This is a genomic window from Ventosimonas gracilis, assembly GCF_001580025.1.
In the GTDB taxonomy this organism is placed as follows: domain Bacteria; phylum Pseudomonadota; class Gammaproteobacteria; order Pseudomonadales; family Pseudomonadaceae; genus Ventosimonas; species Ventosimonas gracilis.
Genome location: NZ_LSZO01000068.1, coordinates 1 through 14,546 on the forward strand (window position 1 = coordinate 1; position 14,546 = coordinate 14,546).

Below are 14,546 nucleotides of genomic sequence, written 5' to 3' on the forward strand. Positions count from 1 at the left end.
CAGCATTTGCCAAGGTTGTACACATTGGCTGCATGCTGCGCCTAGTCTGGCGAAATTTTGAGCAGCAGCGCGGCTCGCGTTTGAAGCGGGGACAGACCCTAAAGGCGGCTAAAGTGAAAATCGGCTATGATTGCCCGCTACCTGCGCCGCAGGTAGCCGTTAAGCGCTTTTAATCAGGTTACCGCCATGTCTTTCGCCGAACAATTAACCCAACTGCGCAGCTTTCTCGATGCCGATGAACTGCACGAGCAGGCGCTGGACTATATGGCCAGTCAAGGCTACCTGACCGCGCTTTGTATTTGTCCTGAGCCGGTTCCCGAGCAAGAATGGCTCGATGTGCTGTTTGCCGAACCGCCGCACTATCGTGACGAAGCCGAACGCCAGGCGATTGAAGGTGCGCTCGGTCAGCTCAAAATCCATATCGCCCGCCTGCTCGCTGCCGATGACGACTTGGAGTTGCCCTGTGCACTGGAATTTGGCGATGACCCTGATAATTCTGACATCCGCAGTTGGTGCATCGGCTTTATGGAAGGCGTGTTTTTGCGTGAAAGCCTGTGGTTTGAGCGCTTTGAGGAAGAAGTGAGCGAGCTGCTGCTGCCGATTATGGTTGGCTCAGGCTTGTTCGATGAACAGGAAGAGTTCGCCGATATGGCGCAAAACCCACAGCTTGCCGCTGACATGCTGGCGCAGATACCGGAAACATTAACCGCACTGTTTTTGCTGCTTAACGCGCCGGAAGAAAAACCGGCTTTGCTCAAGCCGCGCTCAAACGGATAGGCGGGAACCCTCTCGTCCATTTAGAGGCTGGAGGAGCGGGAAGATAATGCGCAAATTGCCCTTGACCTTGGCAAAAAAATCACTATCATCCTGCCCTCGCTCAAGGGGCATCCCAGCCAGCCTGCCGAATTTTTGAGATTTTAACCATGAAACCTGACATTCATCCTGACTACCGCACGGTGTTGTTCCATGATGTGGCGGCGGATGCCTATTTTTTGATTGGCTCGACCGTTTCTACCGATAAAACCCAAGATTATCAGGGGCAAAGCTATCCCTATGTGACCTTGGATATTTCCAGCGCCTCGCATCCGGTCTACACCGGCAAGCAGCGCCAAGCACAAAATGAAGGCCGCGTCGCTGGCTTTAACAAGCGATTTGCCGGTTTTATGGGGAGTAAAGCATGAAAGTTGTTGCATCCATCAAACAGGCCAAGCTGCGCCACCGTGACTGCCAAGTGGTCAAGCGCCGTGGCCGTGTTTACGTGATCTGCAAAACCGAACCGCGCTTTAAATGCGTGCAAGGCCGCACCAAGCCCAAGCGTAAAAACAAGGGCTAAGTTTTAAGCCTTGGCAGGCCATTAAAAAGGCAAGCGCCGCAAGTCGCTTGCCTTTTTGCTTTTGCGTTATCCAAAAAAATTTTGCCAATCACTTCATGAACATAACGCCGCTGCCCGTCTTGAGTCGGATACTTCACAAAATTCACAAGTAAGTTTTGCCAATCAAGGGGTTTTCCTTGTGGCGAGTTTGTGAATAATCCAAAGCCTCGTCGATAATAGAAATAACCGCGCAAAACTTTGGCCTTTATCTGGTTTCAAAGCTGGCCGCTGCAACGCACGGTGACTTCCAATAACCGATAAAAAGGAAAGCGACATGGGGCATAACAATAACGATGCAAAAACGCTGTCACGGCGGAATTTTCTTAAATACAGTGCAACGACGGCGGCCATCGGTGCCAGCAGCGGCTTGTGGCTGCCTGCCTGCGCACAGACGGCGAATCAGCCCAAAAAAGGTGGTTTATTAAGGCTCGGCTTGGCTGGAGCCAATATTACCGATTCCTATGATCCTGGCCGTTGGCTAGACAGCTTTGCCTTTGTGGCGTTTTCCAGCGTACACAACAGCTTGGTGGAAATCGACCAAGAGGGTCTGGCGGTTCCGGAACTCGCCGAAAGCTGGGAGCATTCCATTGATGTGAAGACTTGGACGTTCAAACTGCGCCAGGGTGTGGTCTTTCATAACGGCAAGACCATGACCGCCGATGACGTGGTCGCCTCCATCGAGCATCACTTGGGTGAGCAATCCACCTCGGCGGCCAAATCGGTATTGGGCGATATTGCCTCGGTGCGTGCCAAGGGCAAGGATGCGGTGGTGATTGAGTTACACCGTGGTAATGTGGATTTACCCTACGTGATGGCGGATTACCATCTGGCGATTATTCCAAGCAAAGAGGGTCTTGCCGATTGGCGCAGCGGCATTGGTGCGGGTGGTTATCAGATTCAGTCCTTTGAGCCGGGCGTTCGCATGCATCTGGTGCGAAATGCCAACTATTGGAAGCAGGGCAGGGCGCACTTTGCCGAAGCGCAGCTGCTGGGTATCAATGAACCCGCCGCGCGGGTCAATGCCTTGGTCAGCGGCGCGGTCGATGCCATTAACCGCGTGGATTTAAAAACAGTAGCGCTTTTAGAGCGCAATCCTGATCTGAAAATTGAAGAGACCATCGGCGCACAGCACTGCACCTTTCCCATGCTGTGCGACCGCGAGCCGTTTAAAGACATCAACCTGCGTCTTGCCATGAAACACGCCATTGACCGCAAGGCGCTGCTGGCAACGGTTTTGCGTGGACACGGGCAAATCGGCAACGACCATCCCATTCAGGCCAGTAACCGCTTTATCAATAACGACTTACCGCAGCGCCCGTATGATGCGGACAAAGCGCGGTTCTACCTCAAACAGGCCGGTATTGAGCGCTTTAACATCAAGCTGCACGCCTCCGATGCGGCTTACGCCGGCGCGGTGGATGCCGCCGTGTTGTTTAAAGAACAGGCCAGAGCAGCAGGCATTGAGATAGAGGTCGTGCGCGAACCTAACGATGGCTTTTTTAGCAATGTGTGGATGAAGCAGCCGCTGTGCACCTCCTACTTTTACAGCAGCCTGACCGCCGATCGGATGTTTTCCATCGGCTACGCGCAAGGCGCGGGCTGGAACGAAACCTACTGGGCGCACCCACGCTTTAACCAATTACTGCAAGCGGCGCGCGGCGAAACCAATGAAGCGCTGCGCCGCGAGATGTACCACGAGATGCAGCAGCTTTGCCGTGACGAAGGCGGGGCGATTATTCCGCTGTTTACCAACTCCATCGCCGCGCGTTCCAAACGGGTGACGCACAGCGGCAAAACCGCGCCCTGGGGCGAGATGGACGGCCTTCGCCTGGTCGAGCGCTGGTGGCAGGCATAAGGCTTTCATTTTTGATAACAAAAGGCAGGGACAATAATGAATCAGTTATTGGGCGGCAGCCGCCGCGATTTTTTGCGCACGACTGCGCTTGCGGGCTGCGCGCTGGCGAGCAGCGGGCTTTGGCTTCCGGCGAGCGCCGCTGAGCCTAAGGCGCCGAAAAAAGGCGGGCTATTTAAGCTGGGGCTTGGCGGTGCCAGCAGCACCAACTCGATGGACCCGGGCAGTTGGGACGATACTTTTTGCTTTGTCGGTTTTTCCGCTATCCACAACACCCTGTTTGAAATCGCCCCCGACGGCAGCGTTCAGCCGGAACTGGCAGAAAGCTTTGAGGTTTCTGCGGACGCGCGTATTTGGACGCTGAAGCTGCGCCAAGGCGTGACTTTTCACAACGGCAAGAGCATGACCGCAGAGGACGTAGTGGCCTCCATCCGCCCGCACTTTGGCAAAGACAGTCAATCGGTCGCCAAAGCGCTGCTGGGTTCGCTGGTCGATGTGCGGGTACGCGAAGCGGGCGTGGTCGAGTTTGAATTAAGCGCGGGCAATCTGGACTTTCCCTCCGTATTGGCCGATTACCATCTGGTCATTTTGCCTTCAGAAAACGGTGTGGCCGACTGGCGCAGCGGCGTGGGTGCGGGTGCCTATCAGCTCAAAACCTTTGAGCCGGGCGTGCGCATGCAGATGACGAAAAACCCGAATTACTGGAAGAGCCATCGCGGGCACTTTGACGGCGCTGAAATTGTCGGCATCAACGACGGCGCGGCGCGTACCAATGCGCTGCTGAGCGGCGCGGTGGATGTCATCAATAATGTGGATTTCAAAACCATCGGCCTGCTCGCGCGCAACCCTAATTTAGTGATTGAGCAGACCGAAGGCGCGTTTCATTACAGCTTTCCGATGCTCTGTGACGATGCACAGTTTAAAGACAACAACGTGCGCTTGGCGGTCAAGCACGCGGTCAACCGTAAAGCGCTGCTCGATACCGCACTGCGCGGCTACGGGCAGGTGGGTAACGATCATCCGGTGCGCGCCACCGACCGTTTTTTTAACAAAGACTTGCCGCAGCGTGAGTACGACCCGGACAAAGCGCGGTTTTATCTCAAGCAAGCCGGGCAAGATGGGCTAAAAATCCGTTTGATTGCCTCTGATGCGGCGTTTTTGGGTGCGGTCGATGCGGCGATACTGATGAAAGAACAAGCCAAAGCCGCGGGCATTGAAATTGACGTAGTCCGCGAACCGGCGGACGGCTTTTGGGCGAAGAACTGGGGCAAATCACCCTTTATCACCTCGTTCTACTACAGCAGTATCACCCCCGACCGCATTTTCAGCCTCGGCTATGCCAAGGATGCGCCCTGGAATGAAACCCATTGGGACAACCCACGCTTTAACGAACTGCTCGCTGCCTCGCGGGTGCAGCGCGATTTGGCACTGCGCCATGAAATCTACAACGAGATGCAACAGCTTTGCCGCGATGAAGGCGGCGCGTTGATACCGCTGTTTGGCAATGCGGTTGCCGCCCGTTCCAAACGGGTTACGCACAGCGGCCAGCTTGCGCCCTGGAGCGAGATGGATGGACTGCGGCTGATTGAGCGCTGGTGGCAAGCCTGATTTCGAGGACAACAGATGGCGGCGTTATTTAACCTGGTGGTGCAGCGGCTGGGGCTTGGGCTTTTGTCGCTGTTTGCGGTATCGGTGATGATCTTTTTGGCGGTGGGTCTTTTGCCTGGCGATTTGGCCGAGGCCATGCTCGGACAATCGGCAACGCCCGAAACCCTCGCCGCCATGCGTGCGCAATTGGGCTTGGACGACCCCGGCATTGCGCGCTTTTGGCGCTGGCTGGCGGCCTGCCTGCAAGGCGATTTGGGCATTTCTCTTGCTAATGGCAGGCCGATTGCCGAACTGATCGGTGCCCGCCTTGGCAATACGGTGTTTCTTGCCATATTTGCCGCGCTGGTTTCGGTACCGCTGGCGCTTTTGCTAGGCATTCTGGCAGCGCTCTATCGCAATTCTTGGGCGGATAGATTGCTTAATGCCGGCGCGCTGTCGGCGGCGTCCCTGCCGGAGTTTTTTATCGCCTACCTGTTGATTTTGCTGTTTTCGGTCAAATTGGGCTGGTTGCCGAGTTTGTCTTCGGTAGGCACAGATACGCCGCTGGCACAGCGCCTGCTGGCGACGGTGTTGCCGATGATGACCTTAAGCCTGGTGGTGATCGCGCAGATGATGCGCATGACCCGCGCGGCGCTGATTAACCTGCTGGCAAGCCCGTATATCGAAATGGCGCGGCTTAAAGGCATTGCGCCTGCGCGGATTATCCTAAGGCACGCGCTGCCCAATGCGCTGGCACCGATTATCAATGTGGTCGCACTCAATCTGGCTTATCTGATCGTTGGGGTGGTCGTGGTTGAAGTGGTCTTTGTCTACCCCGGATTAGGGCAACTTTTGGTCGATTCGGTCGCCAAGCGCGATATTCCGGTGGTGCAGGCGTGCAGCCTGATTTTTGCCGCCACCTACATTGCGCTCAATACGCTGGCCGATGTGCTATCGATTGCCAGCAATCCCCGCTTGATGCATCCCAAGAGCTGATTTATGGCAGAACTACTGAAAACTTCGGCAAAACGGCTGCGAAAAGCGCCGCTTTCAGCGCAGTTTGGCCTGCTGGTCATCCTGCTTTATCTAGTGATGGCCGTGTTTGCCGGGCAGCTTGCGCCTTATCCCGAAACCCAAGTCGTGGGCGAGAGCTTTGCCGCCTGGGGCGAGTCATTTTGGCTGGGCACCGACAATCTGGGGCGCGACATGTTCAGCCGCCTAATTTACGGCGCACGCAATACGCTGGGCATTGCCTTTATCACCTGCTTGCTCGCCTTTGCTTTGGGCGGCCTTTTGGGTCTTCTGGCGGCGCTGCGCGGCGCTTGGGTCGACCAAATCCTGTCACGGCTGATCGATATTCTGATGGCGATACCGCAACTGATTTTTGCCCTGCTGATATTAAGCGTGACCGGCACTTCTGCGCTCTCGCTGATTTTGGTGATCGCGGTTTTGGATTCCACGCGCGTATTTCGCCTGACCCGCGCGGTCGCGATGGGGATTATCGTGCAGGACTTTGTCGAAGCCGCCCGCCTGCGCGGCGAGGGCTTTTTTTGGCTGGCGCTGCGTGAAGTGCTGCCCAATGCCACGGTGCCGCTGCTCGCCGAATTTGGCATGCGCTTTTGCTTTGTGTTTTTGTTTATCAGCGCCCTGTCTTTTTTAGGATTGGGTATTCAGCCGCCTTTGGCCGACTGGGGCGGCATGGTGCGCGATAACGCGGTGCTGATCACCTTTGGCGACATCACCCCGCTGCTGCCCGCATTCGCGGTGGGTCTGCTGACCGTAGCGGTGAACTTTGTGGTGGACTGGCTGCTGCAACAGGCCAGCGGATTGCAGGAGGGGTAAATGAGCAAGGGGCTACTGAAAATCCGCAACCTGCATATTGAAGGCTGGTACGGCGAACGCTGGCAGCCGCTGTTGCACGCGATTGATCTGGATTTGGCACGCGGCGAAGTGCTGGGCGTCATTGGTGAGTCTGGCGCGGGAAAATCCACTTTGGGATTGGCCGCAATGGGCTATACCCGAGATGGCTGCCGCATCAGTCAAGGCAGCATCGAATTTGACGGTATCGATTTAAGGCGCTGCCCGCCGCAGGCTTTGCGCAAACTGCGTGGACGGCGCATCGCCTATGTCGCGCAAAGCGCAGCCAGTGCGTTTAATCCAGCCGAGCGGCTGATTGAGCAGCACATCGAATGCGCCGTACACAATAGTGGCGTGCCGCGCGATCAAGCCTTGAGCGAAGCGCACGAACTCTACCGCGTGCTTAAGCTGCCCGAGCCGCAAAGTATCGGCCGGCGCTACCCGCACCAGCTTTCCGGCGGCCAGTTGCAACGCGCCATGACCGCAATGGCGATGGCCTGTCGCCCGGATTTAATCATCTTTGACGAACCGACCACCGCGCTCGATGTCACCACCCAGGTGGAAGTGCTCGTCGCCATTCGTGATGCCGTTGCCCATTTGGGTACGGCGGCGCTCTATATCAGTCATGACCTCGCTGTAGTCGCGCAAATGGCCATGCGTATCATGGTGCTTAAGGATGGCAAGCTGGTGGAACAGGCCGAAACCCGCCAAATGCTCAGCGCCCCGCAGCAGGACTACACCCGCTCGCTATGGGCGGTACGCAATTTCCACAGCCTGGAAAAACCTGAAAACATCGAGCAGCCTTTGCTGGCGCTGGACAATATCAGCGCCTACTACGGCAGCCTGCCGGTTTTAAAGAACATCTCACTACAACTTAAACCTGGGCGCACCTTAGCGCTGATTGGCGAATCCGGCAGCGGCAAAAGCACCACCGCACGGGTTATCAGCGGCCTGCTGCTGCCGGCGAAAGGCCGCTTGCTCTACCAAGGCACGCCATTAACGGCGGATTTTCGCATGCGTACGCGCGAGCAACTGAGACAAATCCAGATGGTCTACCAAATGCCCGACACCGCGCTCAACCCCAAGCAGCGCATCAGAGATATTTTGGGCAGACCGGCGGCGTTTTATTTGGGGCTTGGCGGCAAAGCCCTGCATGAGCGAGTCTGTGACCTGCTGCGGATGATTGACTTGGAACCGGGGGATTACCTACAACGCAAACCGGCGCAACTGTCCGGCGGACAAAAACAACGCCTGTGCATCGCCCGTGCGCTGGCCGCCGAACCTGCCTTGATGATCTGCGACGAAGTCACCTCCGCGCTCGACCAACTCGTCGCCGAAGACATCCTAAGGCTACTTGAAAAACTGCAACGCGAACTGAACCTAAGCTACCTGCTGATTACCCACGACATGGCTACGGTACGCGCTATCGCCGACGAAATCGCTGTGATGCAGCACGGCAAAGTAGTAGACCAAGGCACCCGTGAAACCCTGTTCAAACCACCGCATCCACCCTACACCGCCAAGCTTTTGGCCGCCGAACCACAAATGAACCCGGATTGGTTAAATACCGTGCTGGCTGAGCGTGAAACGGACTTACTCCCAAGCTAAACAGTCACTTGCCTCATCCAAGTGGCGTGCCAGCAAAGCGGCGAATTCAGGGCGGGGGATGGTGCGAGCGCCCAAGCGGTATAGATGCGGATTGGGCACTTGGCAGTCGAGTAGTACAAAGTTCCAGTCGGACAGCCGCTCCATCAGGTGGGCGAGGGCGACTTTAGAGGCGTTGCTTTGGCGGCTGAACATGGATTCGGCAAAAAACAACCGGCCCATCGCCAGGCCGTACAGGCCGCCTTGTAGCGTGCCGTCTTGCCAGACTTCGACCGAATGCGCCACGCCGCGCCGGTGCAGTTCGTGATAAGCCGTTTGCATTTCGGCGGTAATCCAGGTGCCGGCTTGTTCGGCACGCGGCTCGGCGCAGGCTTTGATAACGGCGACAAAATCTTGGTCAAAGGTCACTAAAAAGCGCTGCTGGCGCAGGCATTTGGCGAGGCTGCGCGAGATATGCATTTCGCCTACAAACAACACGCAGCGTGGGTTGGGCGACCACCAGAGCAGCGGCTGGCCGTCTTCATACCAAGGAAAGCAACCGTGCCGATAGGCGGCTATCAAGCGTTCGGGGGAAAGGTCGCCACCGGCGGCGAGCAGGCCATTGGGTGCTTTAAGCGCCTTGTTAAGTGGCGGAAAGTCAAGGCGCTCACCAAGCCAAGTTAGCATGCTAAGGGTCTAGATTAGTGATGCTCATCCAGGAACTTTTCCGCATCCAGCGCGGCCATACAGCCTGCACCGGCGGAGGTAATGGCTTGACGGTAGACCGAATCCGCCACGTCCCCGGCGGCAAATACGCCGGTAATGCTGGTCGCCGTGGCGCTACCGCGCTGGCCGCCTTTGACTTTGAGATAGCCATCTTGCATTTCCAACTGCCCGACAAAAATATCGGTGTTGGGTTTGTGGCCGATGGCGATAAATACGCCGGACAGCGCAAGCTCTGAGCTTTGCCCAGTTTGCGCGTGCTTAATGCGCACACCGGTAACACCTGAGTGATCGCCCAACACTTCGTCCAGTGTGTGATCCCAGTGCAGGCGGATATTGCCGTTTTTGGCGCGTTCAAACAGGCGGTTTTGCAGGATTTTTTCTGCCCGCAGGCTGCTCCGTCGATGAATTAAATGCACCTCACGGGCGATATGGGACAGATACAGTGCTTCTTCCACTGCCGTGTTGCCGCCGCCGACCACGCAAACCACTTGGTCACGGTAGAAAAAACCGTCACAGGTCGCGCAGGCCGATACGCCCTTGCCGGAAAACGCTTGCTCGGACGGCAATCCCAAATACTGCGCACTCGCGCCGGTGGCGATAATCAGTGCGTCACAACTGTAGGTGGTGCCGCTATCGCCCTTGAGCACAAACGGGCGGCGGTGCAGTTTGACTTGCTGGATATGGTCGAACTTAATTTGCGCGTCAAAGCGCATTGCGTGCTGCTTCATGCGCTCCATTAAATCCGGGCCGGTTAAGCCTTCTATATCGCCGGGCCAGTTGTCCACCTCGGTGGTCGTTGTGAGCTGCCCGCCGGGTTGCATGCCGCTGATCAAAAGCGGGTTAAGGTTGGCACGCGCGGCATAGAGCGCGGCGCTGTAGCCCGCAGGGCCTGAGCCTAAAATAATCAGCTTGCAATGTATTCTGTCACTCATAACAGCCTCATCAACACCCGCACTGGTTCGCAGACAGGCGGGTTAAATCCTTGAAAATACTACTTGTCCATTGTCCCACGCCCCGCAAGTGGAGCAGGATTGGGAGAGTGGGCACAGCATTCTAACAACGCAGACGGCAAATCCGTACAATAAGCGATTTTAATGTGGGCGGATCGGGTGAAATTAAAGCCCTTAAATTAAAAAGCTTGCCTGCAATGTAAGGATTTTCAAGGGTAAACAGGTTTTGAAAAAATCAAAAGCAGGGGCACCCCCGCTTGAGCGTAAGCAATGGGCGATCTGGCTGCATGAAGGCGCGTTAATTGCGCTTGCCGTATTAAGCCTTTATTTGCTGATGGCGCTCTCGACCTATCACAACAGCGACCCGGGGTTTTCCCACTCAAGCGGCGCTTTTCAGATTGAAAATGCCGCCGGTCGTGCTGGGGCATGGGTTGCGGATGTGCTGCTTTTGCTGCTGGGCTACTGCGCTTGGGCGATGCCGTTGTTGTTTGCGCTAAAGGCTCTGCAGACCTTTAAAAACCGTCATCAGCCTTGGCGCTTTCAGCCTTGGCTTTGGCTGCTGCGCCTATCGGCGCTATTGCTGCTGCTGGTATCGATAGCCGCCTTGCTGGATATGCACTGCTATCCCAATCCGAATATGCCCGGCACGGCGGGCGGTATGGTCGGGCAGATGATCAGTAAATGGATGATTGCACAGCTGGCCGTGCAAGGCAGTAGTTTGCTGCTGATTGCGCTGTCGCTGTTTGCTTTGACCTTGTTTGCGGATTTATCTTGGCTGGCTTTGTTGGATGGCGTGGGCAAAATCACCCAGGATGTTTTCACGCTGCTCGCCCGCAAATTGCGCCCGCTATGGGAGGCGCGGGCGCAGCATAAACAGCAGGAGCTGCCGGATGAGCCTGCGCCGCTTAAAGCCAAGGCAACAGGCGATGAACTGCTCGCCGATACAGAGCAACTGCCGATTTTATCCAAGGCGCAAGAGCGTTTAGAGCCTTCCATTAGCCTGGATTTCGCCGCGTCGCCTGCTCCTCCTATTGTTACGCCGGTCGATAAACCTGCGTCCAGCAAGCGCAAACCGCCGCCGATTGTTATGCCGGTCGATACCGTTGCCTGCGGTCTGCCGCCGCTTTCTTTGCTCGACCGCGCGCAGAAAAAAACCAGCAGCCTAACGCCTGCGATGCTCGAATCCATGTCGCGCCTTTTGGAAACCAAGCTCAAAGAATTCGGCGTAGAGGTTACGGTGGAATCGGTGCATCCGGGCCCGGTGATTACGCGTTTTGAAATCCAGCCCGCCGCTGGCGTTAAAGTCAGCCGCATTGCCAATCTCGCCAAGGACTTGGCAAGGTCGCTTGCGGTGATCAGCGTGCGTGTGGTGGAGGTTATCCCCGGCAAAACCACGGTCGGTATCGAAATCCCCAATGAAGACCGGCAGATTGTGCGTTTTTCCGAAGTACTGGAAACACCTGAATATGAAAGCGCACAGTCGCCGGTCACGCTGGCTCTGGGGCACGACATCGGTGGCAGGCCGGTCATTGCTGATTTGGCGAAAATGCCGCATTTGCTGGTCGCAGGTACCACAGGATCAGGTAAATCCGTTGGCGTGAACGCCATGCTGCTGTCGATTTTGTTCAAATCCACGCCGGAACAGGCGCGGCTGATCATGATTGACCCGAAGATGCTGGAGCTTTCCATCTATGAAGGCATTCCGCACCTGCTCTGTCCGGTCGTCACCGATATGAAAGAAGCCGCCAACGCGCTGCGTTGGTCGGTCGCCGAAATGGAGCGTCGCTACCGCCTGATGTCGATGCTTGGCGTGCGCAATCTGGCCGGATTTAACCGCAAGGTCAGCGAGGCTGAAAAAACCGGCGAACCCATCAGCGACCCGCTGTTTAAACGCAGCGGCGCAGAAGACGAGCAGGTTCCGCCGCTCAAAGCGCTGCCGACCATAGTGGTGGTAGTGGATGAATTTGCCGACATGATGATGATCGTCGGTAAAAAGGTTGAAGAGCTGATAGCCCGTATTGCGCAAAAAGCCCGCGCCGCCGGTATCCACCTGATTTTGGCCACGCAGCGGCCATCGGTGGACGTCATTACCGGCCTGATTAAAGCCAATATCCCCACGCGCATGGCTTTTCAGGTCTCCAGCAAAATCGATTCGCGCACCATTCTTGACCAAGGCGGCGCGGAGCAATTACTAGGGCATGGCGACATGCTCTACTTGCCGCCGGGTAGCGGTCAGCCCATCCGCGTACACGGTGCTTTTGTTTCCGATGACGAAGTGCACCGCACCGTTGAGGCGTGGAAGCAGCGCGGCGCGCCGGATTACATCGAAGAAATTATCGCGGGCGTAGACGACAGTGCCATGTTGCCCGCCGGTAGCAATATCGAGGAGGGCGAGGGTGGCTCGTTGTACGATGAAGCGGTGCGCTTTGTGACGCGAACAAGGCGCGCCTCCATCTCATCGGTGCAGCGCCAGTTCAATATCGGCTACAACAAAGCCGCCAAGATTATTGAAAGCATGGAAGCGGCGGGCGTGGTCAGCAGCATGAGCCGCACCGGCTCGCGCGAAGTCCTCGCGCCACCGCCTGTTGGCGACGGATAGCAACGGAGGTTTAAGATGCGCTTTTTTGTGTGGGTTGAGATTTTATTTATGTCATTGTTTCGTTTACTGCTGGTAGGGCAAAGCCCGCGCGCAATAGCTTTGCTCTTTAGCTTGTTTAGTCCGTTGCTTTGGGCGACCGATAACCCGGCCACGCAATTGAGCGAACTGCTTGACCGAGCGCAAACACTGCGCGGCGGCTTTACCCAGCTTACCCTAAGCGCCTCCGGCACGCGTTTGCAGGAAGCCAAAGGGCAAATGGCACTGCAACGGCCGGGCATGTTTCGCTGGCATACCGATGCGCCGTTGGAGCAGCTTTTGGTCTCCAACGGGCAAACCGTCTGGCTGTATGACCCCGATTTGGAACAAGTCACCGTACAAAAGCTCGACGAACGGCTCACCCATACCCCGGCGCTGCTGCTGTCCGGCGATGTCTCGAAAATCAGCGAAAACTTCGAAATCAGCCAGGAACAGGCAGGCAACCTGAGCACATTCACCCTCAAACCGAAAAGTGCCGACAGCCTGTTTGACAGCCTGAGTCTGTCCTTTCGGCGTGATGTGATCAGCGAGATGCGGCTTATCGACAATAGCGGGCAGCGCACCAGCATTCACTTTTTGGATGTAAAGATGAACCGCGTACTGATCGACACAACCTTTGAGTTCGACATCCCGCCCGGCACGGATGTGATTGAGCAATAACCGGTGGATTTATTTGCAAGCCCGCCACTTAGCCAGCCGCTCGCGGCAAGGCTGCGCGCGACAACCTTGGATGAATATGTCGGCCAGCAGCACCTGCTGGCGCCGGGCAAGCCGCTGCGCACGGCGCTTACAGCCGGCGCGCTGCACTCGATGATTTTCTGGGGGCCGCCGGGCGTTGGCAAAACCACCTTGGCACGTTTGCTGGCAAAATTAACCGATGCGCATTTTGAGACCCTTTCCGCCGTGCTGTCCGGCGTTAAGGAAATCCGCCAAGCGGTGGAAGTGGCCAAACAGGCCGCGCAGCATCAGCGCCGAACCGTTTTATTTGTCGATGAAGTGCACCGTTTTAACAAATCGCAGCAGGATGCTTTTCTGCCTTATGTGGAAGATGGCACGCTGATTTTTATCGGTGCAACCACTGAAAATCCATCCTTTGAACTCAATAACGCGCTGCTTTCGCGCGCCCGCGTCTACCTGCTCAAAGCACTGGACGAAGCCGCGTTAAGGCAACTTGCCGAACGCGCATTAAATGAAGAAAAAGGCCTGGGTGCCCGTAAGCTCAGCCTGCCGCAAGAAAGTTTGCAAATCCTGCTGACGAGCGCCGATGGTGACGGCAGAAGGCTACTTAATCTGCTGGAAAACGCGGCCGATTTAGCCGAAGACGGCGCGGCTATCAGCCCTGAATTGCTGCAAGACTTGCTCGCCGGTGGTAGAAGGCGCTTTGATAAAGGCGGCGAGGCGTTTTACGATCAGATTTCCGCGCTGCACAAATCGGTGCGTGGCTCCAGCCCCGATGCCGCGCTCTATTGGTTCGCGCGCATGCTCGACGGCGGCTGCGACCCACTCTATATCGCCCGCCGCGTGGTGCGTATGGCGAGTGAAGACATCGGCAACGCCGATCCACGTGCCTTGCCGTTGTGTCTCGCCGCCTGGCAGGTGCAGGAGCGTCTGGGCAGCCCGGAAGGCGAACTCGCGCTCGCGCAAGCCATTGTTTATCTTGCCTGCGCCGCCAAAAGCAACGCCGTTTATACCGCTTACCAAGCCGCCGCGCGTGATGCGGTGGAAAATGGCTCGCTGGAAGTCCCGCTGCACCTGCGCAACGCACCGACCAAGCTGATGAAGGATTTAGGCTACGGTGGCGAGTACCGCTACGCCCACGACGAACCGGGTGCCTACGCTGCCGGTGAAGACTACTTCCCCGAAGCCATGCCGAAGCGCCATTATTACCAGCCCGTCCCGCGCGGACTGGAAGCGAAAATTGCTGAAAAACTCAAACACCTCGCCGCGCTTGACCAGGCCAGCCGCCGCAAGCGTCGCCCGTAA

At 56.7% G+C, this 14,546-nt stretch carries 13 protein-coding genes; 11 read left to right on the plus strand and 2 right to left on the minus strand.

The annotated features are described in order from the left end of the window. Positions 1 to 186: 186 nt before the first annotated feature. From AXE65_RS03860 to AXE65_RS03895, 8 genes are all read left to right on the plus strand, one after another. Positions 187 to 777, plus strand: a complete 591-nt coding sequence (locus AXE65_RS03860) for a UPF0149 family protein (RefSeq protein WP_068388372.1) — start codon at positions 187 to 189, stop codon at positions 775 to 777. Between the two features lie 146 nt (positions 778 to 923). After that, complete coding sequence (locus tag AXE65_RS03865) at positions 924 to 1,181, plus strand: type B 50S ribosomal protein L31 (protein WP_068388375.1); 258 nt, start codon at positions 924 to 926, stop codon at positions 1,179 to 1,181. Continuing rightward, complete coding sequence (ykgO, locus tag AXE65_RS03870) at positions 1,178 to 1,333, plus strand: type B 50S ribosomal protein L36 (RefSeq protein ID WP_068388378.1); 156 nt, start codon at positions 1,178 to 1,180, stop codon at positions 1,331 to 1,333. Before AXE65_RS03865 ends, ykgO begins: the two co-directional genes overlap by 4 nt. A 313-nt stretch (positions 1,334 to 1,646) precedes the next feature. Continuing rightward, positions 1,647 to 3,227, plus strand: coding sequence for an ABC transporter substrate-binding protein (locus AXE65_RS03875; protein ID WP_068388381.1), 1,581 nt, complete (start codon positions 1,647 to 1,649; stop codon positions 3,225 to 3,227). 36 nt (positions 3,228 to 3,263) lie between these two features. After that, positions 3,264 to 4,832, plus strand: coding sequence for an ABC transporter substrate-binding protein (locus AXE65_RS03880; protein ID WP_068388384.1), 1,569 nt, complete (start codon positions 3,264 to 3,266; stop codon positions 4,830 to 4,832). A 15-nt stretch (positions 4,833 to 4,847) separates the two neighbouring features. After that, positions 4,848 to 5,807, plus strand: coding sequence for an ABC transporter permease (locus tag AXE65_RS03885; protein WP_068388386.1), 960 nt, complete (start codon positions 4,848 to 4,850; stop codon positions 5,805 to 5,807). Between the two features lie 3 nt (positions 5,808 to 5,810). Continuing rightward, the gene (locus tag AXE65_RS03890; RefSeq protein WP_068388388.1) at positions 5,811 to 6,653 is read left to right on the plus strand and encodes an ABC transporter permease; all 843 of its coding nucleotides are present in this window, start codon (positions 5,811 to 5,813) and stop codon (positions 6,651 to 6,653) included. Next, on the plus strand, positions 6,654 to 8,276 hold the full coding sequence (locus AXE65_RS03895; protein ID WP_068388391.1) for an ABC transporter ATP-binding protein: 1,623 nt from the start codon (positions 6,654 to 6,656) through the stop codon (positions 8,274 to 8,276). On the opposite strand, the gene aat is transcribed toward AXE65_RS03895, so the two are convergent. Together aat and trxB are read right to left on the minus strand one after the other, a co-directional pair. Next, complete coding sequence (aat, locus tag AXE65_RS03900; protein WP_068388394.1) at positions 8,262 to 8,939, minus strand: leucyl/phenylalanyl-tRNA--protein transferase; 678 nt, start codon at positions 8,937 to 8,939, stop codon at positions 8,262 to 8,264. The two genes, AXE65_RS03895 and aat, sit on opposite strands and share 15 nt — an antisense overlap. Before the next feature lie 14 nt (positions 8,940 to 8,953). Beyond that, entirely contained in the window at positions 8,954 to 9,910 is a 957-nt protein-coding gene (trxB, locus tag AXE65_RS03905) for a thioredoxin-disulfide reductase (RefSeq protein ID WP_068388397.1), read from the minus strand. Between the two features lie 244 nt (positions 9,911 to 10,154). Here trxB and AXE65_RS03910 point away from each other — a divergent pair, with 244 nt between their 5' ends. From AXE65_RS03910 to AXE65_RS03920, 3 genes are read left to right on the plus strand one after another with little or no spacing between them, the layout of a single operon-like run. Continuing rightward, the gene (locus AXE65_RS03910) at positions 10,155 to 12,527 is read left to right on the plus strand and encodes a DNA translocase FtsK (protein ID WP_068388401.1); all 2,373 of its coding nucleotides are present in this window, start codon (positions 10,155 to 10,157) and stop codon (positions 12,525 to 12,527) included. Positions 12,528 to 12,575: 48 nt separating this feature from the next. Then, a complete protein-coding gene (gene lolA / locus AXE65_RS03915) occupies positions 12,576 to 13,223 on the plus strand; it encodes an outer membrane lipoprotein periplasmic chaperone LolA (RefSeq protein WP_068388441.1) in 648 nt (215 codons plus the stop codon). 3 nt (positions 13,224 to 13,226) lie between these two features. Further along, positions 13,227 to 14,546 (plus strand): replication-associated recombination protein A, encoded by a 1,320-nt coding sequence (locus AXE65_RS03920; RefSeq protein ID WP_068388404.1) that lies wholly within the window; start codon positions 13,227 to 13,229, stop codon positions 14,544 to 14,546.

Bases quoted from the DNA above. Each gene is read 5' to 3' on its own strand.
- AXE65_RS03860 (WP_068388372.1), top strand. From the start codon at position 187: ATGTCTTTCGCCGAACAATTAACCCAACTGCGCAGCTTTCTCGATGCC.
- AXE65_RS03865 (WP_068388375.1), top strand. From the start codon at position 924: ATGAAACCTGACATTCATCCTGACTACCGCACGGTGTTGTTCCATGAT.
- ykgO (WP_068388378.1), top strand. From the start codon at position 1,178: ATGAAAGTTGTTGCATCCATCAAACAGGCCAAGCTGCGCCACCGTGAC.
- AXE65_RS03875 (WP_068388381.1), top strand. From the start codon at position 1,647: ATGGGGCATAACAATAACGATGCAAAAACGCTGTCACGGCGGAATTTT.
- AXE65_RS03880 (WP_068388384.1), top strand. From the start codon at position 3,264: ATGAATCAGTTATTGGGCGGCAGCCGCCGCGATTTTTTGCGCACGACT.
- AXE65_RS03885 (WP_068388386.1), top strand. From the start codon at position 4,848: ATGGCGGCGTTATTTAACCTGGTGGTGCAGCGGCTGGGGCTTGGGCTT.
- AXE65_RS03890 (WP_068388388.1), top strand. From the start codon at position 5,811: ATGGCAGAACTACTGAAAACTTCGGCAAAACGGCTGCGAAAAGCGCCG.
- AXE65_RS03895 (WP_068388391.1), top strand. From the start codon at position 6,654: ATGAGCAAGGGGCTACTGAAAATCCGCAACCTGCATATTGAAGGCTGG.
- aat (WP_068388394.1), bottom strand. From the start codon at position 8,939: ATGCTAACTTGGCTTGGTGAGCGCCTTGACTTTCCGCCACTTAACAAG.
- trxB (WP_068388397.1), bottom strand. From the start codon at position 9,910: ATGAGTGACAGAATACATTGCAAGCTGATTATTTTAGGCTCAGGCCCT.
- lolA (WP_068388441.1), top strand. From the start codon at position 12,576: ATGTCATTGTTTCGTTTACTGCTGGTAGGGCAAAGCCCGCGCGCAATA.